This is a genomic window from Nitrospirota bacterium, from assembly GCA_016214845.1.
Lineage (GTDB): Bacteria > Nitrospirota > Thermodesulfovibrionia > UBA6902 > UBA6902 > SURF-23.
On record JACRMS010000035.1, the window covers coordinates 67,989 to 91,666 of the forward strand.

General features: G+C 47.5%; 25 protein-coding genes. 15 read left to right on the top strand and 10 right to left on the bottom strand.

The genetic code is table 11. The features are described from left to right. Positions 1-5: 5 nt before the first annotated feature. The 4 genes from HZB61_13090 to HZB61_13105 are packed head-to-tail and all read left to right on the top strand — an operon-like array spanning position 6 to position 3,908. Positions 6-1,391: a YeeE/YedE family protein gene (locus HZB61_13090; protein MBI5057542.1), complete on the top strand. Its 1,386-nt coding sequence runs from the start codon at positions 6-8 to the stop codon at positions 1,389-1,391. 5 nt (positions 1,392-1,396) lie between these two features. Beyond that, a complete protein-coding gene (locus HZB61_13095) occupies positions 1,397-2,230 on the top strand; it encodes an outer membrane lipoprotein-sorting protein (GenBank protein MBI5057543.1) in 834 nt (277 codons plus the stop codon). Positions 2,231-2,259: 29 nt separating this feature from the next. Next, positions 2,260-2,670 carry a CBS domain-containing protein gene (locus HZB61_13100; GenBank protein ID MBI5057544.1) on the top strand — a complete coding sequence of 137 codons (411 nt, stop codon included), beginning with the start codon at positions 2,260-2,262 and terminating at the stop codon, positions 2,668-2,670. Further along, positions 2,667-3,908, top strand: coding sequence for a hypothetical protein (locus HZB61_13105; protein MBI5057545.1), 1,242 nt, complete (start codon positions 2,667-2,669; stop codon positions 3,906-3,908). The genes HZB61_13100 and HZB61_13105 overlap by 4 nt, the downstream gene beginning before the upstream one ends. A 128-nt stretch (positions 3,909-4,036) precedes the next feature. Here HZB61_13105 and HZB61_13110 read toward each other — a convergent pair whose 3' ends face one another. From HZB61_13110 to HZB61_13125, 4 genes are all read right to left on the bottom strand, one after another. Further along, positions 4,037-4,339: a hypothetical protein gene (locus HZB61_13110; protein MBI5057546.1), complete on the bottom strand. Its 303-nt coding sequence runs from the start codon at positions 4,337-4,339 to the stop codon at positions 4,037-4,039. A 166-nt stretch (positions 4,340-4,505) separates the two neighbouring features. Beyond that, positions 4,506-5,900 carry an MATE family efflux transporter gene (locus HZB61_13115; GenBank protein MBI5057547.1) on the bottom strand — a complete coding sequence of 465 codons (1,395 nt, stop codon included), beginning with the start codon at positions 5,898-5,900 and terminating at the stop codon, positions 4,506-4,508. A gap of 127 nt (positions 5,901-6,027) precedes the next feature. Continuing rightward, on the bottom strand, positions 6,028-6,720 hold the full coding sequence (locus HZB61_13120) for a HAMP domain-containing histidine kinase (GenBank protein ID MBI5057548.1): 693 nt from the start codon (positions 6,718-6,720) through the stop codon (positions 6,028-6,030). Between the two features lie 12 nt (positions 6,721-6,732). Further along, positions 6,733-8,364 carry a response regulator gene (locus HZB61_13125; protein ID MBI5057549.1) on the bottom strand — a complete coding sequence of 544 codons (1,632 nt, stop codon included), beginning with the start codon at positions 8,362-8,364 and terminating at the stop codon, positions 6,733-6,735. A gap of 197 nt (positions 8,365-8,561) precedes the next feature. On the opposite strand from HZB61_13125, the gene HZB61_13130 reads away from it, so the two are divergent. From HZB61_13130 to HZB61_13145, 4 genes are all read left to right on the top strand, one after another. Further along, complete coding sequence (locus HZB61_13130) at positions 8,562-9,191, top strand: hypothetical protein (GenBank protein MBI5057550.1); 630 nt, start codon at positions 8,562-8,564, stop codon at positions 9,189-9,191. Between the two features lie 175 nt (positions 9,192-9,366). Beyond that, positions 9,367-10,686 (top strand): phosphoglycerate kinase, encoded by a 1,320-nt coding sequence (locus tag HZB61_13135; GenBank protein MBI5057551.1) that lies wholly within the window; start codon positions 9,367-9,369, stop codon positions 10,684-10,686. Beyond that, positions 10,686-11,654: a DUF3187 family protein gene (locus HZB61_13140; GenBank protein MBI5057552.1), complete on the top strand. Its 969-nt coding sequence runs from the start codon at positions 10,686-10,688 to the stop codon at positions 11,652-11,654. Before HZB61_13135 ends, HZB61_13140 begins: the two co-directional genes overlap by 1 nt. Before the next feature lie 83 nt (positions 11,655-11,737). Further along, positions 11,738-12,100, top strand: coding sequence for a hypothetical protein (locus HZB61_13145; GenBank protein MBI5057553.1), 363 nt, complete (start codon positions 11,738-11,740; stop codon positions 12,098-12,100). 273 nt (positions 12,101-12,373) lie between these two features. Here the strand turns inward: HZB61_13145 and HZB61_13150 are convergent, their stop codons facing one another. The 4 genes from HZB61_13150 to HZB61_13165 all read right to left on the bottom strand — a co-directional run bounded on the left by HZB61_13150 (position 12,374) and on the right by HZB61_13165 (position 16,180). Then, positions 12,374-13,345: an alpha/beta hydrolase gene (locus tag HZB61_13150; protein MBI5057554.1), complete on the bottom strand. Its 972-nt coding sequence runs from the start codon at positions 13,343-13,345 to the stop codon at positions 12,374-12,376. Positions 13,346-13,419: 74 nt separating this feature from the next. Then, positions 13,420-13,854, bottom strand: a complete 435-nt coding sequence (locus HZB61_13155; protein ID MBI5057555.1) for a cytidine deaminase — start codon at positions 13,852-13,854, stop codon at positions 13,420-13,422. Positions 13,855-14,006: 152 nt separating this feature from the next. Continuing rightward, positions 14,007-14,939, bottom strand: a complete 933-nt coding sequence (locus HZB61_13160; protein ID MBI5057556.1) for a DUF72 domain-containing protein — start codon at positions 14,937-14,939, stop codon at positions 14,007-14,009. 59 nt (positions 14,940-14,998) lie between these two features. After that, complete coding sequence (locus tag HZB61_13165) at positions 14,999-16,180, bottom strand: tRNA-specific 2-thiouridylase (GenBank protein MBI5057557.1); 1,182 nt, start codon at positions 16,178-16,180, stop codon at positions 14,999-15,001. Between the two features lie 255 nt (positions 16,181-16,435). Here HZB61_13165 and HZB61_13170 point away from each other — a divergent pair, with 255 nt between their 5' ends. The 5 genes from HZB61_13170 (at position 16,436) to HZB61_13190 (ending at position 20,396) form a co-directional block, all read left to right on the top strand. Further along, positions 16,436-17,083 carry a YkgJ family cysteine cluster protein gene (locus HZB61_13170; protein MBI5057558.1) on the top strand — a complete coding sequence of 216 codons (648 nt, stop codon included), beginning with the start codon at positions 16,436-16,438 and terminating at the stop codon, positions 17,081-17,083. 41 nt (positions 17,084-17,124) lie between these two features. Beyond that, on the top strand, positions 17,125-17,898 hold the full coding sequence (locus tag HZB61_13175) for an SDR family oxidoreductase (GenBank protein ID MBI5057559.1): 774 nt from the start codon (positions 17,125-17,127) through the stop codon (positions 17,896-17,898). A gap of 122 nt (positions 17,899-18,020) precedes the next feature. Then, the gene (locus HZB61_13180; GenBank protein MBI5057560.1) at positions 18,021-18,584 is read left to right on the top strand and encodes a hypothetical protein; all 564 of its coding nucleotides are present in this window, start codon (positions 18,021-18,023) and stop codon (positions 18,582-18,584) included. Positions 18,585-18,671: 87 nt separating this feature from the next. Further along, positions 18,672-19,967, top strand: coding sequence for a beta-ketoacyl-[acyl-carrier-protein] synthase family protein (locus tag HZB61_13185; protein MBI5057561.1), 1,296 nt, complete (start codon positions 18,672-18,674; stop codon positions 19,965-19,967). Between the two features lie 69 nt (positions 19,968-20,036). Next, positions 20,037-20,396 (top strand): ORF6N domain-containing protein, encoded by a 360-nt coding sequence (locus tag HZB61_13190; protein ID MBI5057562.1) that lies wholly within the window; start codon positions 20,037-20,039, stop codon positions 20,394-20,396. Positions 20,397-20,605: 209 nt separating this feature from the next. Here the strand turns inward: HZB61_13190 and HZB61_13195 are convergent, their stop codons facing one another. Then, a complete protein-coding gene (locus tag HZB61_13195; protein MBI5057563.1) occupies positions 20,606-20,917 on the bottom strand; it encodes a PIN domain-containing protein in 312 nt (103 codons plus the stop codon). A gap of 3 nt (positions 20,918-20,920) precedes the next feature. After that, the gene (locus HZB61_13200; protein MBI5057564.1) at positions 20,921-21,094 is read right to left on the bottom strand and encodes a hypothetical protein; all 174 of its coding nucleotides are present in this window, start codon (positions 21,092-21,094) and stop codon (positions 20,921-20,923) included. A gap of 547 nt (positions 21,095-21,641) precedes the next feature. Here HZB61_13200 and HZB61_13205 point away from each other — a divergent pair. Together HZB61_13205 and HZB61_13210 are read left to right on the top strand one after the other, a co-directional pair. Continuing rightward, positions 21,642-23,180 (top strand): DUF4062 domain-containing protein, encoded by a 1,539-nt coding sequence (locus HZB61_13205; GenBank protein ID MBI5057565.1) that lies wholly within the window; start codon positions 21,642-21,644, stop codon positions 23,178-23,180. Continuing rightward, positions 23,170-23,481, top strand: coding sequence for a hypothetical protein (locus HZB61_13210; protein ID MBI5057566.1), 312 nt, complete (start codon positions 23,170-23,172; stop codon positions 23,479-23,481). The genes HZB61_13205 and HZB61_13210 overlap by 11 nt, the downstream gene beginning before the upstream one ends. The last annotated feature ends 197 nt before the right edge of the window (positions 23,482-23,678 follow it).

Sequence of the window (23,678 nt, forward strand, 5' to 3'; positions counted from 1 at the left end):
ACTGCATGAAAAATATATTTACAAAACCGTGGTCCTTCGTGTGGGGCGGATTTCTTGTCGGCCTTGCACAGGTGATTTACTTTCTTAAATATCAGACGCCGATACCTGTTACTACAGGACTTGCAAAGATGTTCGGCTCCATTGAGGAGAACATTACAAAGACCGACTATATCACAAGGCTCTACGATGCGGATATCCACTGGATCATAATCGGCATTCTGCTTGGAGCGTTCCTTGTCGCAATCCTTGAGAGGGAGCACAAGGCGTGGGCGAAATATCCTCCCCGTGTTGCCCTGCTTGCATTTATAGGCGGCGCGACCTTCGGACTCGGCACAAGGCTTGCGCAGGGGTGCACTACATGGCACTATCTTGGCGGCATCCCGGCCATGAGTCTTACGTCTATTGTAGTGGCCCTCGTAAGCATTCCGTTTGCATTTCTTGCATTTATGCTGATGACAAAACTCGATGCAGGCGGATACTTGAAGCATCACGAAAAACATGCTACCGTCAAACACTGTGTTGAACTGGAATACCCGCATGACACGCTGTGTTATGATCCAAAATATAAACCGGGCAGAGACCCTCTGAGGATAATACTGACCGCGTTCCTGTTTCTGCTGCTGGCGTCTGCCTTCTACACGGCATTTGCAGGAGAGTCCACAGAGGGTATCGGGCGTTTGCCTTTGATTGAAATACTTCTCAAGACATTCATCGGTATCCTGCTTGGCTTTGGCATCGGGAAAACCGGGTTCGGCACGGAATGCGCCGTTATGGCGCCCCACTCCCTTCACATGTCACAAAAACATTTCGATTCCATGAAGGTCGCAAAGATAACACAGACAATGTTTACAGGGCTCCTGCCCTTTACCGCGCTGCTTGTGGCTATCCTCATGTTCAATATAACGATACTCGTAACATGGATATTCTTCGGATGGGACATTCCGGTTGTTGTTGAATCAGGCAGATACAAGTGGGGGTTTCACCTCGGGCATCTTGTCGGCGGGCCGCTGTTAGGCATTGGCGCAGTACTCATGATAGGCTGCGAGATAAGGTCCTACGCAAGAACAGCTATGGGTTATCTCACAGGGCTGGCTTCGCTTCCGGGTTTTTTCTTCGGATATCTGCCGTTCACACTTTACAAGCCGAAGTTTGAACAGGTTTTCTTTTCCAAAGGTTTTATGGAGGCCAAGAATATCCTTGAGCTCCTGCCGGACAATCAGTATATCCAGTATGGTTTTGCATTCTGTTATACCGGGGTCCTCGCAGCGCTTCTTGTGTGGGCGATAAGAAAAGGCTCTCAAATGACAAAAGTAACTCCCAAAGAATATCTCACAGAATCCACGGACGAGATATTCCTGAAAGGACTTAAAACAAAAAATCAGGAGGGATAATACAGATGAAAGAATTCAGGGTCCAAAATTTAAAATTCAAAATTATGGTTGTCTTGCCCCTTTGCTCTTTGCTCTTTGCCCTTTGCTTACCTCTTTCCGTAGAGGCGCTCACCGCTGAAGAAGTCGTCAAAAAATCCCAGGAGGCGTTCTTTTATCAGGGCAAGGACTTCAAGGCGCGGGTAATGATGAAGCTTATAAGCAAGGGCGGGCAGGAGAGAATAAGAGAGCTTACCATGCTGCGAAAAAATTACGGCGCATCCGGCGGCGAGCAGAAGTATTTCATGTACTTCTTCCAGCCTGCCGACGTAAAGGACATGACGTTCATGGTCTACAAATATCCCGCAAAAGATGACGACAGATGGCTATTTGTGCCTGCGATCAATATGGTGCGCAGGATTGCCGCGCAGGACAAAAGCTCAAGCTTTGTAGGATCTGATTTCACATACGAGGATGTTTCCGGCAGGGATATAGATGACGATACCCATGCAATTGTAAAGGAAGAAAAACTCGGCGCAAATGATTGCTTCGTAATAAAGAGCACTCCAAAGAAAGCGGATGTTGATTACACCTATAAGCTTTCATGGATTGACAAGGGCAATTTCCTGCCTTTGAAAGATGAGTACTATGACAAAAAAGGCGAGCTCTACAGGATTTTCAGCGCTGATGAAATTAAAGATGTGAAGGGCTTTCCCACAATTACAAAGAGGACCATGAAAAACCTTTCGAGCGGTCACAGGACTGAGGTTGCATATGTGAAGGCGGATTATAACATTGGCCTTGAGGACAGCCTGTTCAGTGAACGCTTTCTTAAAACCCCACCAAAAAAATGGATTGATTAATAATAAACCCTGTAAAGGAGGATACAAAAATGATAATTGCAGACTACATAATGCTGCTGCACAAGAGGGCTTCAATCAAAAAAGACTCGACTGGCAGAGAGATCGCCTACCGTTTAATGTCAACCGGCCTGCCTGGGCTTCCGGTAGTAAATGAAAGTGACGAGGTCATAGGAGTGGTGACAGCATTTGATCTTCTTGGAAATATACGGGAAGGAGTGGACCTCTCTGAAATTGCCGCGGAGAAGATAATGTCAAAAGAGCCAAAGACCGCTGATATGAAGACTTCCGCCGAGGAGCTTATAGAAATAATGCTCGAAAATAATTTCACGATGATCCCTGTTGTAAAAGACAGAAAGCTTGTGGGAATAATAGACAGGAATTCTTTGCTGAATGCCTATGTGGAGCCGGTGCTTCATCGATATTTTGGTGAACACAAATGATAAGGCTTATTTTGATTCTCCTGCTTGCGGCAAGCATTGCGCATCTACCTGCTTATGCTGAAGATGTAAGCCTGCACGGCTTTCTCCAGGGCAACTATTCTGTTGATACCGCTAAATCAAATCCAAACGGTAAGGACTTCAAATGGGCGGAGGAAAGAGTCCAGTTAAAGCTTGATGCAAGCAAAGAGCCGTTCCGTCTGTTTTTGAAAACCGACATCTTCTACAACCACATTGACGATGCATCCCATTTAGACGTGAGAGAGGGGTATGCCGATTACACGTCTTCAAACTGGGATGCAAGAATCGGCAGGCAGATCATCACATGGGGGCTTGGGGATTTGATATTTATTAACGATGTATTCCCGAAAGACTATGAGGCGTTCTTCTCAGGGAGACCATTGGAGTATTTGAAAAAAGGCATTGACGGCATCAAAATCGGTATGTATCCTTCCTTCGCTTCTGCTGAATTAATTATCATCCCTTTTTTTGAACCGAACAATTTCCCTGACCGAAGAAGGTTCTGGATGTATGATCCGATGCCTGCTGTTACAGAGAGGGAAGAAGAGAAACCGGCAAGCTCCTTTAATAACACGGAGGTTGCATTCCGGGTGTATCGTGATGTGTCAGGCTTTGACGCGTCCATATTTTTTTATAAAGGTTTTTTCAGACAACCCTCCATGCTTCCCGACAACATGAGTGCGCCGTCAAGGATTGACCTCTTTTATCCCAAGCTTTCCGTTTACGGCGCGAGCCTTCAGGGCAGGGCGTTGGACGGGGTTCTAAGCCTTGAGGCAGGATATTATGATTCAAGAAAAGACAGAGACGGCACAGACCCGATGGTCCTGAATTCACAGACAAGGTTTCTCGTTGGCTATCAGAGACAGATGTGGGAAGACTTCACCCTCGGACTCCAATGCTACGGCGAATACATGGATGATTATTCAGAGTATGAAGAGAATCTCCCATCAGGTTTTCCTCAAGAAAAGAGATTACATCAACTTGCATCCGTAAGGCTCACACAATTTTTGATACATCAAACATTTAGACTCTCCTTCTTTTCCTTTTACAGCCCGTCAGATGAAGATTATCTTTTAAACCCGGAAGTCAAATACAATTTCACCGATTCCGTGTGGGCGGCAGTTGGAGCGAATGTATTTGGCGGCGGTGATGAGTGGAACCAGTTCGGGAGTCTTAATGAGAATGATAATGTTTATGTGCAAGCAAGATATGAGTTTTAATTCATATTAGCAGATGGGATTCTATAAGCTTATTCTCAAACGCCTTTGTTTTTTAACCTGTGCAAAAAAATAAAAAAACTCCAGCAGCCGGGAAATTGGCTGCTGGAGTTTCTCTTTGCGATCTTCCATTATCCGCCGGCATAGCCACCGGGTACATCGCTGTCAGTAAGTGGAACGGACGAGGTAGTTTCACTCTCAACACCGAATTTGCTCCAGTCAATCGGGCAGGATTTGGAGAAAATTTCCATCTTCCACTCAACTGATTCGATAAGCTCATTCAGGTGCCTCATGTGGGAACTCAGGACCTTCTTGTCCTTTCCTTCCATGTACTCGATCTCGTTCACTAACCCACCGAGCCTGCTCTTAATGTCAGAGAGCTCTTTATACAGCGTGTCGCAATATCCTTTTATGTCAATATGTTTTACCGCCATTTTCAGGGCCTCCTTTCCCAGGCCATATAGCCTGCCACCGGGCTGCTTTCTGATTCACCGCCCGATGTCTTCTTCTAATTTAATCGTATCGCGATACCGGCTTTCTGTCAATAGCAGGGGAGGAAAAGCAGTTCCAGACGTCAAACGATTCAAAAGGCTGAAATAGTTAGGGGACAACATTTTTCCACCGCCCTCTTCTGAACCGCATTGTCATGGCAACGCCCTGGAAAAACATAGAGACGACCATCGCCCACCAGACCCCGGCTGCGCCGTACCCCGCAACAACAGCGAGGAGATATGCAAGCGGAAAACGGATGATCCAGAGAGTGCTCACAATGACGAGCATGGCCCCTTTTGTATCGCCTGCGCCCATAAGACATCCGCCCAAAACAACACTGATAGCCATAAACGGCTCGGACAGCATGGTTATCCTGAGATACCGGATTGTCTCTGCAAGAACATGCTGTTCCTTTGCCACCGGCGAGGAAATCTCCCCTGCCCATATGAAAACAGGCAGCGCTATAAGACTGACAAATGCGACTCCTGAAAGCGATATCTTCCAGCCTATCTTTTCCGCCCTTTCAGGTTCTCCTGCCCCGAGGTTCTGGCCTGTGAGCACAGCAGCCGCCATATTCAGCGCAAATACCGGGAGATAAATGAACGCCTCGATCCTCAGGCCGTTTGTAAGAGCTGCCATTGCCGTGACACTTTCCTCCTGAAGACGGCCCAGGATATTGTAGAGAAAGATGTTGCCAGCAGTCCACGATATCTGTATAAGGGCCGCGGGCCAGCTTAAAATAAATATACGCCTGACCAAAGCAGCAGACACATGCCAATAGCCTGAAAAAATATTCCTCCACATGCTTTTCCTAAACAGGACAACGCAAATGATCGTGCCTGCCGACATAGCAGCAGCGGTAGCTAAGGCAATGCCTTTGTACCCGAGGCCGTGGAATGAATATACTCCGAAGACCAGAAAAAAATTCAGCGCTACATTGATCAGGCTTACAAAGAACATCGTGATCAGCATCAGTTTCACCTCGCCGCCGGCCCTGAAAATGGCGTTGGCGATTATCACTATATAATTCGGCGCGAGTGAGAATGCGAATATCACAAAGAAGTCCAAGGCGGTCTGTCGTAATCCTGCCGAAAAACCCGCAAGCGCTATGATCTGTTCCTGAAATAAAAGACACGCAGCCGTAAGCGCCAGTGCGCATACAACCGCGAAGAGAAGAGACTGTCTTGCTGTAGAGAGGGAGCCTTCGAAGTTGCCTGCGCCGACCGCCCTCGAAACTATCGCCACTGTCCCGATGCTGATGGCATTAGCCACAATGACGATAAAGAAATAAAGCTGGCCGACAAAACCCACGACAGCCTGGACCTCAGGACCGAGGAACCCGGCAACATATATGTCGGTAAGGCCGACAAGAAAATTGAAAAACATTACGAGCATCATGGGCCACGACATATGCCATATGTTTCTCCAAATGCTTCCTGTTGTAAGATTGACTGCTTTGCTTTGTTCCGTAACCGGGCCTCCGAATTCAACAACTTCAATCATTATATCTCTGCTGTAAGCTTTTGTGAAAAATAATGGAGATATTCCAGCGCTTTAAAAGCAGGAGGGCAAAGAGCGGAGAGCATAGAGTTAAAGGCATGGATGCCTTCCCGTCACTCGTTACTATTTATTAAGGCAGCGTTATTGTAAAACAGCCGCCGCCGTACTCGCCGCCGTTGGTGAGAGAGATGAAGCCCTCTTTGCCTTTATTCTTATGCATCATCGCAATGATGGAGGCAAAATAAAGGCCGAGCCCCGTACTTCCTGTTTTGAAACTGACCCTTCTGTTTGCCTGCCCGCCTGTCCCTAACATTTCAGAGGGATAACCCCGTCCGTCATCTTCGATGCTCAGTACAAGCCATCCGTCTTTTTCGGCAGCGCGGATCTTGATTCTGGCTTTGGCGTAGCGGAAGGCATTATTCAATACGTTATTGATGACTCCCGATATAAGGCCCTGGTCAAAGAACCAGGATAAATCATCATCGCATACGGCGGACACCTCGATCCCTTTAAAATCAAGCAAGGGTTTATTCTGCATCATCGTGTCCTCAAGTAGGTCGATAACGGAATACTGGGAAATATTGACGCTGAACTGGTCATTGTCCATTTTGTATAATGTCAGAAGCTGGATAAGATTGTTATTCACCCGTGTTGCTTCATACTGTACCTGCGAAAGGCGCTTGTGCGAAGGGCAGGTTTCTGCGGTGCAAATACCGTTGACTTCCTCCAGGGTATTGAGCAGCATACTCAGTGAATTTTTCATGTCATGCGCCATTGATGCGAGAAACGCCGGGAAGTCTATTACCTTTTCGTTTTTTGTCATATTAATTCTTCCTCATTTTTTCACGGCCACTTCAGGGGTCCTGATCTTTTCATACATGTCCAGCAGTTGCTGATACCTGTCGAACGTCGGATCTATCTTCTTTACCCTGTCAAGATATTGCGAAACCTTTTGCAGGAACTTGTCCTTCCTGCCGTTCTTTTTCATGTGCAGCATAAGCACATGAGCGGCGTTCGCGTTTACGATCTTATTTTCAGGGCAGCCGCTTACCGCCTTTTCAAAATACTCGATCGCCTCTTCGAGCTTGCCTGCTTCGGCAAGGGCCACACCGTCATTATTGAGTTTAAGGATCTGCGATCTTGTGGATATGATTATCTCTTCACCTTCCGACTCTAATTTCGCGTTCTTAAAAACGTCCCGCACCATCTTTATGACCTTATCATTGTCGTGATTGTTCTTCATAATGTCCCGCATGAACTTGAGTCCCGTTTCCTTTTCGCCCAGCTCAAAGCACACCTTTGCCAGGTCCATGCTCTCCTCCATCGGGATATGGCCGGGATGGCCGTCGAAAAGGCCGGCCGCCTCCTGAAGCGCCTTTTTTGCCTCTTCCGGGCGGTTTAATTTTTTGAACACTATGCCCTCGGTAACTGCTGTCTGAAGCATGGCATCATTGTTTCCCTTGAATTCATTGCGCGCCTCGCCAAGGACTGAAAGCGCCTCCTCGGAGGCGTCCTTTTTTACAAGTGTCTTTGCCAAGCCGGTGTAATCGGTCGGGCTTTTAAAACATGAATTCTTACCGATCGTAACAGCTGATTTATAGGCCTCTTCAGCGGTATCAAAGTCGCTCATCTTGTATGAGATCCTGCCGATGGCCTGGTGCCTCAATATGGCCTTAGGCGATATCTCGGTAGCGGCGACAAGTACCTGTTGTGCGTCCGCCGGGGAACCCAGCTCTTCAAGGGTCCTTGCCAGCCAGTCGTATGCCTCCATATAGGTCTTATTCTCCTCGATGACCGCCTGGAAAAACTCCTTTGCCTTTGGATAGTCAGCCTTAAGAAAGTGCACCTTGCCGAGTCCCATTTTGGCCCATGCAATTTCCCGCATAGCAAGGACTTCTTCAAAAACAGCGGTCGCATCATCGTAACGCCCGATAGTTATACAGAGCTCGCTTTTCAGGCGCAGATATTCCAGGATATTTTTCGGGTTGTTTTTGGCGAGTTCGCCGCACAGTGCAATTGCGCGCGCGTATTCATTATTGCGGATCGCATTTTCAACAGTCTCAAAATCCGCTTTTCTCTTCATGCACCTGTCCAGTCTTCTCGTCAGTGCATCCTTTGTAATAGGCTTGATCATATAGTCATCGGGCTGGTATTCAACGGCGCCCATGACCATCGGCATCGTGTTTTCAGCAGTCAGCATTATGAAGATGCAGGAATACCCGATCAGCCCGCGGTGCTTTGCCTCTTCAAGAATCTGCTGGCCGTCCTTTTTACCGTGTCCGAGATTGTAATCGCACAATACAATGTCGTATGTCTTCTTCTCCATCTTCGCGATCGCAGCTTCGCCGCTGCCGGCTTCGTCCATGTTCTTCAGTCCTAATGATTCGAGCATCCTCATCATAAGCTTTCTGAACTCAACAAAATCATCAACTATCAGGAATTTCTTATACTTTAAATCAAGCAGCATTTATCAGCTTTCCGTAAAAACGTTGACTTCAAATTAATCTCCGGAGCGCATTAATAAACAACCCACGGTTATAATGACACTCCCAATATTTTATCGGTATTCTCTTTTGAAAGATGAAGCACCTGTGCGCGGAAGCCCGGAAACTTGTTATAATACTTTGCGTTAATGAAAAGCACTAAGCAGACTGGAGATATTTTATGACCAAAATCGGGAAACTCGATAAACCTGACGTCTCAAGCTTCAAGAATAAAAAGAAACTCTATTTTGTGAGGAATCTTTATCTGCCTCAAAATGCCACCGATAAGTACAAGAATATTTTCCACCGGTACTGGGATGAAGTTGAGGAGCATCTGGGCAAGCTCGAAGCCGCCGGGAAGATATCTAAGATCTTCTGTGAGAGCATTTATATGACGGGCGAGGAATCGCTGAAGGTGTTGGGAGCCATGAATATGCGGCTGGAACAGATTGTGAAAAAGAAGATCGACGCCGGGGGAAAATTCCTGCCGCTTGAAGACACGGAAATATTCGGGGCCTATATGGACTGGAGCAACTGCCACATGATCGTGCGGACACCCAGGGTGCATAAAACCATTGATAAGTTATTAAATGAGACGGTGAGGGAAAGGTTTGAACACATAAAATCGGTCCTCGGTGAAAATATCGCGGAGGGTGAATCTGGACTTCTCACCATGCGTGAAGAAGACAGGAAATCCCTTGAACTGCCTGTGGATTTCGAGCTTTTCCTGGTTACACCGCCCGCCTATGACGACCTCCTGCAGTACATCCGCGACAGCGAAAACGGAAAAGAATTCTGGAGGACCGGATAAAAGTGCAAAAGCGCCTCTCAAAAACATACGGGACTTCTATTTCATCACATCCGCCGTATCGCATCTGATAACCGGGGGCCGGTATCGTCGTTGCCTTCTTACCCTCTTTTATCGCTTTTTTGGGTGAGGCAATTCGAATTCTTCCCAAATTTCCTTTCTTTTGCTACAATGTGGTATGTCGACAAACAACATAGACAAAAGACTCCCTCTGATTCAGGATGCCGACCTTAACGGCAAGATCGTCCTTGTAAGGTTCGACCATAATGTCGTCAAAAAGGGCGTCATAAAAGACCCTTTCAGGATCGACAAGACCCTCGGCACCCTTTACTACATTGCAGACCGGGGTGGACGCCCTATCCTTATGACTCATATCGGCAGGCCCAAAGACAAAAAAACGGGAAAGATAACGTGCAACCCGGATGACTCCGTGGAGCCGATCGTGGAATATTTAAAACGCAAGCTTCACACGGATTTTTATACCCCTCACTGCGAGAAAGACCCTGAGCTCGGTATTGCCGGAATGTGCGATGACGTGCTCAACGCCATTGAGGACCTGAAGAACAGAAAGATCGGCGGCATTTATCTCCCCAATACCAGATGGTTCAGGGGTGAAGAGGGAGAGGGTTTTTTCAGGGACAATTTGGCGGTGCAGCTCTCCGATATCGCGGATGTCTATGTAAATGACGCCTTTGGTTCGTGGCAGCCCCATGTCTCTACCTATGACATCACAAAATTCATCCCTTCATATGCCGGGTTTCTCATGCAGCAGGAGATAGCAAACTTAAGCCATGTCATAAATCCCGAAAGGCCTTTTCTCGCGGTTGTCGCAGGCTCCAAATACGACACAAAGATCGGCCCCCTCTATGCGATTTATGAAAAGGCGGACCACGTGATCCTGGGCGGGGTTTTATATAACGGCTATCTGTGCGCAAAATACGATATCTCCATCAAGGGGATAGAGGAAGATGACATCAAGGCGGCAAAAGACCTCGTGAACATAGACAGGGAAAAACGAAAGATCCTTGAACTCCCGTATATTGTAGAATCAGATACGATGGAAGGCAGGACCGAAGGTAAATACCGGACCATCTCGATCAATGATTTCAAAAAAAATGACAGCTACGGATATATCCTGGACATTGACCCTCAATCATTTGTAGACGGGAAGGTCGGGGAAGTGATACTCGGCGCAAAGACCATCTTTGTAAACGCCGTCATGGGGTACACGCCGCATTTTTCTGAAGGCTCAAAAGCCCTTGACGAAACCCTCGATAAAAATCAAAACGCGCTGAAAATGTACGGCGGCGGAGACACGCTGCAGGAATTCAAGAACCTCTGTCCCGGACTTTATCTTTCAATACTCGACAGCACAAAATACTACTTCTTCACCGGCGGCGGCACCGTCCTTACCGCAATAGAAAAGGGAAGCCCTTACGGTTTAAAACCAATCCAGGCCTTAATGGAAAATAAGGAGAGGGGGGGCAAGAGCTTATAGTGAAAGTCATATCCATAGCCCTTGCATTAATTCTTTTCTCCCTCATCTGTTTCTTGCCCCCGGCCTTTTCTTTTGAAGGCCCTTTCCAGGTAAAAAACCAGTACCCGATATTTCTTCACGCGGACCAGCCGTATCTTGAAAAAGCCGCGGTGGAAAATTCCATGTCATACAGCCTTTCACATTCAAGCACCTACACTGTGCAAAATTCGGGACACTGGGACATCAGCCTCGACATGGAGATCACCGAATTGAATTTCAGATACAAGAGGATTGTAAAAGACTTTGCTGAATTCGATCTGGATATCCCTGTACTGATGATAGGCGGCGGTTTCATGGACGGCTTTCTCGAAAATTATCACAGCGCATTCGGTTTTCCTGATTACGGAAGAAGCAACCGGCCGCACAATGAATTCCTTTATGAAGTTAAAAGAGACGGTCGCCTGATCGTTCAGGGCAAAAGCAGGACAAAGTTTGGCGATATCAGGCTTGCGGTCAAAAAACCGCTGATCTCCCAAAACGGCTTTGACCTGAGCGTAAAAGGCGATGTCGAGCTTCCCGTTGGAAACGCCAAAACCGGTTTCGGCAACGGCAGCGTGGACGCCGGGGTGTCCGTTCTCCTTGATAAAAAGATCACAGACAGCATTATGGCATACTTGAACTTCGGCGCGGTGTTCCCCGGTGACTTGAAAGGTCATGAGAAAATAGACCTGAAAAATTTTATTTACGGCGGCGCGGCAATTGAAGCTGATCTTGGAGACGGTTACGGTCTGCTGGCACAGGCGCTGGGGCAGTCTCCCATTTATCCTGAAACGGACCTGCTGGCCGTTGACAGGGAAGCCTGGCTCCTCGTCCTCGGCGGCAGGTACAAAACCGGGAAAAGGAGTTTCGAACTCTCCCTGACAGAGGACATCAATACATCAGGCGCGCCGGATTTTATTTTAAACCTGACTTACAAGGTAAACTTGTAACCAGAACTCCCCAGGTCCCTCTTTTACAAAGAGGGGCATTTAAGTCTTTATTTCTCCGTGTCCTCTGTGGTTAAATAACTACCATGAAAAATGAAAAACTGATCCATGACTGGATGGTTTCGTATCTGAAAGAAAAACTCTCGCGGGACTATAATGAAATCAAGATCAATCTTGAGGGTGAAGATAAAAGCGATTTCAAAGGCCATCATCCCGACGTGGTCCTTGGGAACCACGGTCATGTCCTCGCCATTATGGAAGTTGAAACCGAAGGAAGCATCACCCCTGAAAAGGCGGATGAATGGAAAACGCTTTCCGCTCTCGGCGCTAAATTGATCGTAATGGTGCCAAAGCCTTCAAAGGCAAAAGTGATTGACCTCCTCTGGAAAAAAGGCATGGCTGATAAAGTATCGGTGGGAAGCTACGAGCTGACCGTAAATATGCCGTAGGTATTCAGTTTCCGCGTTCATCGTGTCCAACCTTAATATTTCAGAAACAACGGCTTGTGCGGCTTCTTCTTTTTCTTTCGTTTCCTGCAGGGATGCCTGCACACCCTGCACCTCTCATCACTGCACCACTGGCAGAAATTACAATCAGGGCAAGGGTTCTTCTTCGTTTTTTTTATCACCGGCATGTCTTTCTAAAAATAGTGCAATAGAGCAAAAGTACAGCAGCGCAGAAGAAAGGACTTTTGCACTATTGCACTTTTGAACTTTTGCTCATTATGATATTTCCTCTAATATCTTAACTGTATTTTTGATGACCTTTTTATTCCAGAGGATTGTAACATGATTTGCCGGCACATTATAATGATCCTCTGCCCACGGGAGCACGGAGCTTTTTGCGGATACAAGGACATCGCCTTTCCCCGCGGTTATCTCTTCAGGAAGCACGGAAGGCGGAAAAACCTGCAGCAATGAGTCCGGCACTGACATGAACGGCTTTGGATATGATTTCCCGTCCCGCTTTTCCCATTTATAAACTATAAACAACCGAGTCTTTGTCCCTCCGAAGGACAAATATTTAACGCCGTCAACAGGAGCGTCATTGAGGGTCTTAAAAAAGTCTGAGTCAGGCAAAAGCTCTCTCGTGGCCTGGCCCTCAATAAGTTCATTGAATCTCCTGATAACTTCAGAGACAGCGCCGTGTGTGTCCTTTGGCAGGGCAACCTTGAGAACTGCTGATATAGGTTTCAGATATTTTCCCAAAAGCGCAAGCGAGCTGCCCTGATGAGGCGAAGAAATTGTGATCAGGGCCTTTATTCCCGGCATCTTTTCTTCCATGAACTTTCTGGCGATCAGCCCTCCCCGGCTGTGGCCTATGAGCGCAATATGCCTTCGGGGAAAAACCTCTTTCGCGAGTTTCACAACCTTCTTTAATTCTTCCGAGGCAGCGCTTATTGGAGCGACAGGCCTGCTCTGGCTCCAGCATATAAGGTTGAAGCCTTTCATTTTGAGGGCGTCCCATAAGTTGTCAACTTTTCCCGGAATGTCCCCGAACGTAAGCTTTTTTGTGTTTGAAGTGGAACGGGGTTTAGGACGTGTTGCGGCAAAGACCTTCAGCGGGACATTATTGGCGAAAATTTTCGTCTCAAGAGGATCAAGCCAGATATGTTTATTCAGGCTGAGGCCGTGTATAAAGATTACAACAGGGCTGTCAGGGCTGCCTTTATGAATGGTTGCGTCTAATTCCATTTTCATTGTCCACAGATTTCGCAGATTACACAGATTGGAAAAAAAGAACGTAGATCTGTGTCATCTGTGGATGATTACGAAATGCTCAACTTAGCAATCAACCCGTCATTATTTAAATACACAACTTCTGCGATCTGTGCGTTCCTGATCATCCGGTCACACAGCTTACACGGGCTGCCGTTGGCAAAACTCTTGTCATCTTCAAAACCCGCGATGTAGATCACCGCGCCTTTCATCCTGTCAGGAGGACCGTTGATGATCGCGTTCTGCTCAGCGTGCACCGCTTCGCACAATTCGTATCTCTCACCTGACGGGATGTTGAGTTCTTTTCTTTTGCACTTTCCAAGGTCCACGCAATTCGCCAATCCCCTTGGCGAGCCGTTATAACCTGTGCTGACGATTACCCTGTCTTTTACGATGACCGCGCCGTATTTCCTGCGAAGGCATGTGGATCTCGAAGAAACAACCTTTGCGATCTCTATAAAATAATTGTCCCAGTCAGGGCGCATATCAATACCTCACGTTTTTTCTTCTAACCCACATTATCTAAAGCCGTAATGAGTAATCCGTAATGCGTTATGAGTTATTCTTTTCACGCATCACGCGTTACGATTTCTTCTCCTGCTTCGCGGCAATAATAGATTATAACAAAGAGGATGAACTACTTTCTCTTGGCAGCTTTTGCAACAGCCTTCTTTGCCGGGGGCCTGGTTGTTTTCTTTGCAGGTTTTACGGGGGGCTTTTTAACTATCTTCTTTGCGGCTTTTTTAGGTTCGGCCTTCTTTACGATTTTCTTCTTCTCTATTTTCTTCACTTCGGTTTTTGCCTTTTTCTTCTCTGGCGGCTGAGTCAACGACTTCGGGAGGATATCTTTAAGAATTCCGTTGAGCTCCGCAGCGTTCTTCGGAGCATACGCGAAGGCGTCATTGTTCAGATAATAATATACGTCTTTGCCCTGTTTCAAATATTCCTTTATTCTCTTTGCGTCCTTTTTCAACTGATCGGTTGTGTAGTTTGTAGCGTAACTCCCTCCCTCACCGTGCCTGCGAAGATATACAAAGTTGGCGGTCAGCGGCAGGTCATCGATAAAATCCGGCCAGTCAGACATGCAGACGGCAATATTGGAGGCAGCGAGAAGATTGAGAACTTTCTTTGTGAGCCAGCTCTTATGCCTGAACTCAAATGCGTGGCGCACAGGGTACTGCTTGAGGTTCTCAACAAAGTCTTCAAGATTTTTTAAATTGAGCTTTAAATTCGGGGGCAGCTGCCAGAGGATGACATGCAGCTTTTCAAGCAATGGGGCCGTGGCGTTGAAGTAGGTTGAAAGCGGCAGTTCCACATCCTTGAGTTTTTTTACGTGAGTTATGAACCGACTTCCCTTCAGGCAGAATACGAAATCAGCAGGGGTTTCCTTGTACCACCTCTCAAAGGCCTCTTTTTTCAAAAGCCTGTAAAAGGTGACGTTCAGTTCAACGGAATTAAGTTTTCCCGTGTAAAATGACAGCCATCTTCTATGCGGAAGTTCCTCAGGGTAAAAGGCGCCCTTCCAAGAATCATATAAAAATCCGCTGGTTCCTATCCAGTACCTTGGCATTTCAGTTTATAAGTATACTATGAAACCATAAAAAATAAAACAGAAATCTTATTCTGGTTTTATTCTATCAATCCTCCCCCGATTACAACGTCTTTTTCATAAAATACCGCGCTTTGTCCGGGGGCAGGCGCCCACTGCGGTTCGTCAAACTCAACAACAACACTGTTTTCTCCCGCCGGATTAATTGCAGCAGGCATTTCTTTCATGGTCGAACGTATCTTTACATGCGCGCGGAGGGTGTCCGCCGGAGAGTCTATTGATAGCCAGTTTAACTCCCGGACCCTGAATCTCTTTTTCATCGCGTCTTCCTTTGAGCCGACGACGATTATATTATTCTTCCTGTCGATGCTGACTACATAATGAGGGTTTAAAGATGATATCCCAAGCCGTTTCCTCTGCCCGATAGTGTAAAAGGCGATCCCCTTGTGCTCGCCAACCGTCTTGCCGGACATGTCAATAATGCGCCCCGGCTGCAAGGCCTCAGGCGAAAAGCCTTTTAAAAAATCCGCGTACTTCCCTTCGCCTACAAAGCATATCTCCTGGCTCTCAGGCCGTAACGCGGTCGCAAGATCGAGCTCCCTTGCAATGCCGCGGGTCATGTCTTTTGTAAATACTCCGAGAGGAAAAACTGTCTTTGCAAGCTGGGCCTGTGTCAGCACGTATAAAACATACGACTGGTCTTTCCTGGGGTCAATGCCTTTTTTGAGGAGATATCTGTCACTCCGCTCTTTATCTGTCATTCCGGCTTCCGTTCTCCGTAGCACTGCGAAGGATGAATGTCCGGAATCGGTAGAGACGAGTCGCCGACTCGTTTCTACGTCTGTATTCTGACTTCTGACTTCTGTCTTCTGTCTTACTATTCTCGCATAATGCCCTGTTGCAACGAGATCAGCGCCGAGCTCCTCTGCCTTTTTCAGGAGGAAGTCAAACTTTATGTGCTTGTTGCACAGGATGCACGGGTTGGGCGTAATTCCTTTTATATATGAATCGCAGAAGCTTTCGATCACGTAACTGTAGAAGGCGTCTCTCACGTCAACCGTGTAATGCTCTATCCCGATCTTGTGCGCGACAGACTTTGCAAGCTCAATGGTCTCAACTGAGCAGCAGACATTGGAACTCTTTAAATCCCTTTTGTCCCACAGCTCAAAGCTTAGTCCAATTACTTCATGCCCTTCTTTTTTTAGCAGATAAGCGGCAACGGACGAATCAACGCCTCCGCTCATGGCAACGATCACTTTCATGGCTTTTTATTCTATCACATGGAAGGAACTGGACGCAGATTAAAGCAGAAAAGATACTCTTGTAAAAAGACAATCTTTTGAGTCTGCTGCACGAATCAAAGTCTGTCACCCTGAACTCGTTTCAGGGTCTCATAACGTATGATTATATTAGATGCTGAAACAAGTTCAGCATGACATTATTGCCAAGCCAACCATTTGATATTGATATTTTAATTACCTTAAGTTTAAAGTAACAAAACGTACCTGACTTAATATATGTCAAAAGCAAAATCGGATAAAACAACTTCTGCCAAACGCACCTCTTTCCCGGACGACGAGAGAACTCGCCCCTGGTTGAAACTGCTCCTTGACGCTTATTTCATCGTGGACAAGGGTGTCGTTAAAGCAATCGCCGATGAACAGCAGAAAGGCAGAAAGCTCGCTTGCGGCAAGGGCTGTTCAAGCTGCTGCGGCACCCACAAAGACATTCCGGCATATCCTCTGGAATTGATGGGCCTCTCATGGTACGTGACTGAGAAAGCAGCCGGTGCCGTCCGTGAGGCCTTGATGAGACAGCTTGAAAGTCACAAGAAAGATGACCCCTGCCCTTTTCTTGTTGAAGGAATTTGTTCCGTGCATCCGGTCAGGCCGATGGCATGCAGGCAGTTCAATGTTTTCAATAAGCCCTGCGAGGAAAGTGAAGACCCCTTTTACACAAGACGCGAAGATGTGCTGGACCCGGTCAAGAAATACGTGGACCAGGCCTTTTTCATCATGCTCCCTTTCTACGGAGTGGAAAAAGAATCCGAGCGCATTAAGGTCATCGAGACCGGGGCCTTTCATAAAATGGTAAAAGAACTCCACGCCTGTAATTGGAAGAGCCTCGCTGAAAAGATGCAGCATTTTGACCCGTCAAAAACCTGATGATTTACTAAAAGACATCTTTTTTATAAAATAGCCGGGTTATGCTCCCATTAAAAGACAAAGTCGCTTTGATAACAGGCAGCTCAAGAGGCATCGGAAACGCGATCGCGCGCAAGCTCGCCCTTGCCGGAGCGGACATTGTGGTAAATTTCAGGAAGGCCGGGGGCTCTTCTCAGGAACAGGCTGAACAACTGTGCAGGGAAGTGGAAGGAATGGGACGCCGGGCCCTGATGGTCCAGGCTGACATAGCGGTAAAAGATTCGGTGAAAAAGTTGTTCGCCGAGGTGAATGAAAAATTCGGACGGCTCGACATCCTTATACTCAACGCTGCCAAGGCGCCTTTTAAACCGATCGAAAAACTCTTTGAGCGGGAGCTGCGGCAGTTGGTTGAAACAAATTACCTCGGCAACATATTCTGCATTCAGGAGGCATTGCCCCTTTTGGAAAGATCAGGCGGGAAGATTGTTTTTATCTCAAGCCTCGGCAGCCGGTTTTATAATCCCGCTTACCCGCTTGGCAGCATGAAGGCCGCGATGGAATCAGTTGTCCGGGACTGCGCGGAAGGACTGAGGCAAAAGAACATCTCGGTCAACGCGGTCTGCGGCGGCATTGTCAAAACCGATTCGTTTAAAGTGCTGAGACAGTTCTGGGAGAATATCGACATGCTGCCGGAGAGTCTTTTTGTAGAGCCGGATGAATTAGCCGACGTCGTGGTTTTTTTATGCGGCAAAGAAAGCAGGGGGATCACCGGCCAGACAATCGTTGTCGATAAAGGGCTGAGCAACGCGATCTGCAGATTGCCGGAGAGCAAATGACACGAGAAACAGAAGTTGAGAAGCTGGGAAGTTGAGAAGCTGGGACAAAGAATAAACCCTGTCTTTCTCAACTTCATAACTTCTTATCCTCTCAACTTCTTTCTAAATATTAAGGAGGCATTATGGGTCAGAACCTTGTTACAGAGGAAAAAGTTTTTGGTGAATTGAAAAAGGCCGTTGTTGAGACGCTGAGGGCTGATGAAAATAAAATTAAACCTGAGACGTCTTTGATAAAAGACCTGGGCGCCGAGTCGCTCGATTTTCTTGATATCAACTACAGGCTGGAGCAGGCGTTCGGCATCAAGATGGCCCGCCATTTCGTACTTGAACATATAGAGGAAATGTACGGCGAGGGCACTGCCCTTGATGAGAACGGCCAACTGACAGACAAGGCTGTTGCGGTGCTGAAGATCAGGTTCGGCGAAAATGTCGCCGAGTTAAAACCCGGAATGGACATGGACGAGATACCCGCGCTGGTCACCGCGCAGTCAATGGTAAGCGGCGTGATGGACATCCTCGACAGCCTGCCTGAGAAATGCACAAAGTGCGGAGCGTCTTCATGGAAATCCGAGGACGGCGTCAAGGTAAAATGCGGTTCCTGCGGCGAGGCAGCGGAATACTCAAACGGCGACGACCTGATCAAGGCATGGCTTACAAAAGTACAGGAAGAGAAGAAGCTATTTTAAAAGGGATTGGGGATTAGGTGTTAGGGATTAGCAAGAAAAAACCAACCCCCAATCCCTGACCCCTAACCCCTATCTAATTTAAACATTATGAGCGCTCAATCTTTAAAACGCAGAGTAGTAATAACCGGATACGGGATGGTTACGCCTTCGGGAAAAAATACCGTGGAGACCTTTGAGAACTGTACAAAAGGCGTCTCCGGCGTTGACTACATTAAATCTTTTGACACCACCGGCTTTCCCTGCCGGATCGCGGGTGAAGTCGACGATCAGTGGATCGACGACTTTGAGAACAGGACTGATCAGAAGCTGAGAAAATTTTCCTCCCGCGGCCTCAGATTAATGAGGATCGCCGCGACAGAGGCGGCGAAGATGGCAAGCCTTGATAAAGTTGATGACCGCGGCGGCATCGGCGTTTCCCTCGGCTCCCACGGCGACAACCCCTCTGTCAATGAAATGCTGTTCGTCAATAAGTTCTATGACGGCGAAGGCCATTGGGACATGAAAAAACTTACACAGAGCGGCGGGTATCCCTACATGCTTTTCTTCCGCAGAAAGCCCGATACCGCAACGTCCCTGCTTGCGACCCTTTTTAATTGCAAGGGGCCGACACTTTCAATAGTCTCAGCCTGCGCCGCTGGCTCTCAGGCCATCGGCGAGGCTTTCAGGATAATCCAGGACGGGAAAAGCGATGTCATGATCGCCGGAGGCTGCGAGGCGACAATTGATTTCGCGGGCATGACGGGATTCATTTTATTGAAGGCGTTGTGTGAGAAATACACCACGCCCCAGACAGCGTCCCGGCCTTTTGACAGAAAGAGGAACGGTTTCGTAATGTCCGAAGGCGCCGCAGCCGTGATACTTGAAGACCTCGAACACGCGCGCGCAAGAGGGGCGCAGATATTGGGGGAGCTGAAAGGCTACGGCTCATCCGCCGACGCTTACCGCATAACCGACACGCACCCTAAGGGACTCGGTGCGATAATAGCGATCAAGGCCGCGATAGATGATGCAGACATCTCGCTTGATCAGGTTGAATACATTAACGCGCACGGCACATCCACACAGCAGAATGATCTGACCGAGACGCGCGCGATAAAAGAAGTGTTCGGCGAAAGGGCTAAAGATATCCCGGTGAGCTCAAATAAATCCATGTTAGGCCACACCATTGCCGCGGCAGGGGCCATTGAATGCATCCTGACACTCGTGGGAATAACCCGTTCCATCATCCTGCCGACCATTAACCACGAATCCCGCGACCCCAAATGCGACCTCGACTATGTCCCCAACGAGGCAAGGCACAAAGAACACCGCGTCGCCATCTCCAACTCCTTCGGCTTCGGCGGCCAGAACGCCTGCCTCTGCATCGGGGCTTTTGAAGGTTAAATCAAAAACAATAGTCTCTTCGTTGTCCGGCAAGTCATAATCTCTAAATCGGGGTTCCCATCGGATTTCATGTTTCAGTTGAATGAAGAAGAGCATCAATCTTTAAGGTCGCATTTTGCGACCTTAAAGAAAGGAAGAGGTCTTCACCGGAAATATTTACCTTATGTCTTTACTGAACATGGGACGATTATGCTTGCTAATGTATTAAACAGCCCCATTTCAGTTCAGGCAAGTATTCAGGTCGTAAGGGCCTTTGTAAAACTAAGACAACTTCTGTCGACGCATAAAGAGCTTGCACATAAGTTAATTGAGCTTGAAAGAAAAATAGAAAATCACGATGAAGAAATCCACACAATCTTTGAGGCCATCCGGCAGTTGATGGCCCCGCCGGAGCCGAACAAGAAGAAGATCGGGTTTATGAGGGAATGAAAATAGCGTGATAGCTCGCAAGTGTGAAAGTGTGCTTTAATTGTAAGAGCAATTAGTGTCTGCGTTTAACGGAGGTTTCTCTATCCCCTCCTTAAGGCATTAAGATATTCAATCCTTCTTCAGCTGCTATTTTACAAAGCTTCCGGTCTGAGGAGACAAAGGTAACACTGTCATGACTTAAGCTCAGGGCCATGGAAAGCTGGATACTGTCAACAGGCTATGTATCTTTTCAGGATGAGTTCCTCTGCCCTTATAATGTCGTCGGCTCTTACATCGAGTATCATAATACCGAGAGTACCGATGTCCTGATAGAAGAAACTGTGCTGCATCAGGAATTCTTTTTCTGTCGTGATTTTATCTACCTCGAAAAGTCTCTTCAGGTTGGAGATGATTTCAATGATTGTTATCGAGGAGATAAAAACAGGCTCTTTAGATTCTTCAAGAATCCTGGAAACTACGGTCGAACCTTTCTCCGGCTGGTATCGCTTGAAAAGAGAGCTTGTGTCTATAAAAAAGGGCATGAGTTAGCGTTTTTCTCTTTCCTCAATTACCCTCTTGGAAAGGGACACGCCGATTCCCGACAGACTGCGTTGTATGTCCTTCAAGGTAGCATCTGTTCGGCCATGCTTTTTCAGGCGGCGGTGAAGTTTTGTGCTTATATGCGGTTGTCCTTCAGCTTTTACAAGTACTTTTGCCATGGGTTTAATATCTCCTTTTAGCTCAGTTTATCAATAGGGCAAGATAAAGGTCAAGGCGATTAAGTATGTATTTTTTCTTGACTGCACTTAAGGTTTTCTGCTCTTAACTATCGAGGGAAGTCCCTGGATGCCGTCATCGGATTTTATCAAATGTATAATGAAAGTTTGACCCTTGTCGTCATGGCCCCGCCGGAGCCGAGTAAGAAGAAGACCGGGTTTCTGAGAGAATGAAAAAAGCGTGATAGCTATCAAATGTGCAAGCGTGTTTTAATTGTAATAGCAATTAGTGTCTGCGTTTAACGGCGGTTTCTGAAGAACAGAGGCACCTTCCGTTCGCCTTGCGCACATACAAGCTATCCAGCCTACTCGCGCTTGACATCTTCTTTGAATCTTCTTGCTGTTTAGTCTGAGATTGATTAATATTAGGCGTTGAATTATTAAGGGGAAACATCTGAATATTGAAACTTAATCTCGATATTTTTCTAAGCGAGACTTTGAAAACATTGGATGGGTTTTTGGAAAAGTTGGAGTATCTGGGAAGTGAAATATGAAACCGATTCGCATCTTCATCAGCAGTGTACAAAAAGAGTTTGCTAAGGAGCGCGCTGCCCTGCGTGATTATTTGAGGGGAGACCCGCTTTTTCGGCGGTTCTATGATGTTTTTCTCTTTGAAGATGTTCCTGCAATTGATAGACAGGCCGACGAGGTCTATCTCCACGAAGTTGAACGGTGCGATATTTACGTAGGGCTCTTCGGGAAGGAATACGGAAAGGCAGACGCGAAAGGTTATTCTCCAACCCATCGGGAATTTGACCTTGCGACGAGGCTCGGAAAACATCGGCTTATTTTTGTCAAAGGCGCTGACGATGACAGCAAGATCCCCCAAATGCAGGCCCTTATCAAGGCGGCGGGAGACCAGGTGGTGAGACGCCGCTTTGTCAGTGCCGCAGAGCTGGTAGCCGCGATATACGGAAGCCTTGTTCAATACCTTGATGAACACGAATTGATACGTTCATCACCCTTTGACGCCTCTTTCTGCAGGAACGCCACCATGGACGATCTGGACGAAGAGAAGATACATACATTTCTGAGTCGCGCCCGACAGGCCAGAGGCCTCCCGCTGCCCGAAGAATCCACTGCTTTGGAGGTCCTTACTCATCTAAATCTCCTTGATAAAGAAAGACCGAGCAATGCAGCGGTCTTGCTCTTTGGAAAACAGCCGCAACGCTTCCTTATTTCCTCCGTGATCAAGTGTGCCCATTTTCATGGCGTTGAGGTAACCAAGCCTATTCCCTTTTACCGGATTTACAAAGGAACAGTCTTTGACCTTGTAGATCAGGCTGTTGATTTTGTGCTCTCCAAAATCGATCTTGCTGTCGGGACCCGCGCTCAGAGCGTTCAGGCACCCGTGGCCTACGAGATGCCCCCTGAAGTGATTCGCGAGGCCATTGTTAATGCTGTGGCCCATCGGGACTATACGAGCAACGGTAGTGTACAGGTGATGCTCTTTGCGGACCGGCTTGAGGTCTGGAACCCAGGTACCCTTTCGCCGCCCCTGACCCTTGCAAAACTGCGAAAGCCCCACGGCTCCATGCCCTGTAATCCCTTATTGGCCGAGCCGCTCTATCTTACCAAGTACATCGAACGCATGGGCACCGGAACAGGTGATATGATCAAGCGCTGCCGTGATGTCGGCCTTGACGGACCGGAGTTTGCCCTTACAGACGGCTTTGTGGTTACTATCCCTAGAAAGCCTGAACTGGCCTTCAAAGCCGTAGGCGGGATTACCGGGGAAGTCACCGGGGAAGTCACCGGGGAAGTCACCGGGGAAGTCACCGGGGAAGTTAAGAGGCTCCTGACAGTATTGGTTGGAGAGATGAAACGTACGGACATCCAGGAGGCTCTGGCTCTCCGGCATGAAGACTACTTCAGGGAGGCTTATCTTATTCCGGCGCTAACTGCCGGTATGATCGAAATGACCATTCCCGGCAAACCCACAAGCAGCAAACAGAAATACAGGCTGACAAAAAAAGGGCGAGACCTCCTGGGAAAACAGACGAAGGAGGCTGGCGACGATGAAAAGTAAAATGGGACCACAAATGAAAAAACTCGTTCAGGATATTGGCGAACTTGCATCGGCCCGGCAGCAGCTTGCGCGTAAAGCTGAACAACAGTATGCTCTTGAAGTTGAAGCCATTCTTCAATCTCAATGCCGTGATCCCAGGCGGATCGAACGGCTGCTTGACGGTATGCTCGATTTTTGCTTTGATGAGCAGATGCTGCTGTGGTATAAAAAACTCTGCCGCTATTACTTCGAAATAGACCCCGCTGCGGCAGCATCGTATGTCACTATCTATCGTGACATGTGGGATGACGAAAGAAGTTAGTTGAGCAGTACGTATAAATCAGCCATGTTTAAATTGACTGACAGATGATGGCTGCCTTTGAGACTGTCTCACTAACTGTGTAAGTTCAATTTTCACTGTATCCTATCCTCAAACAATATAGCGATCTGAGAATAGACTTGAGACCATCCTCTGAGAGGCATGGTCCATTTTTTATCGAGTTCCAGTGCTGCCATATA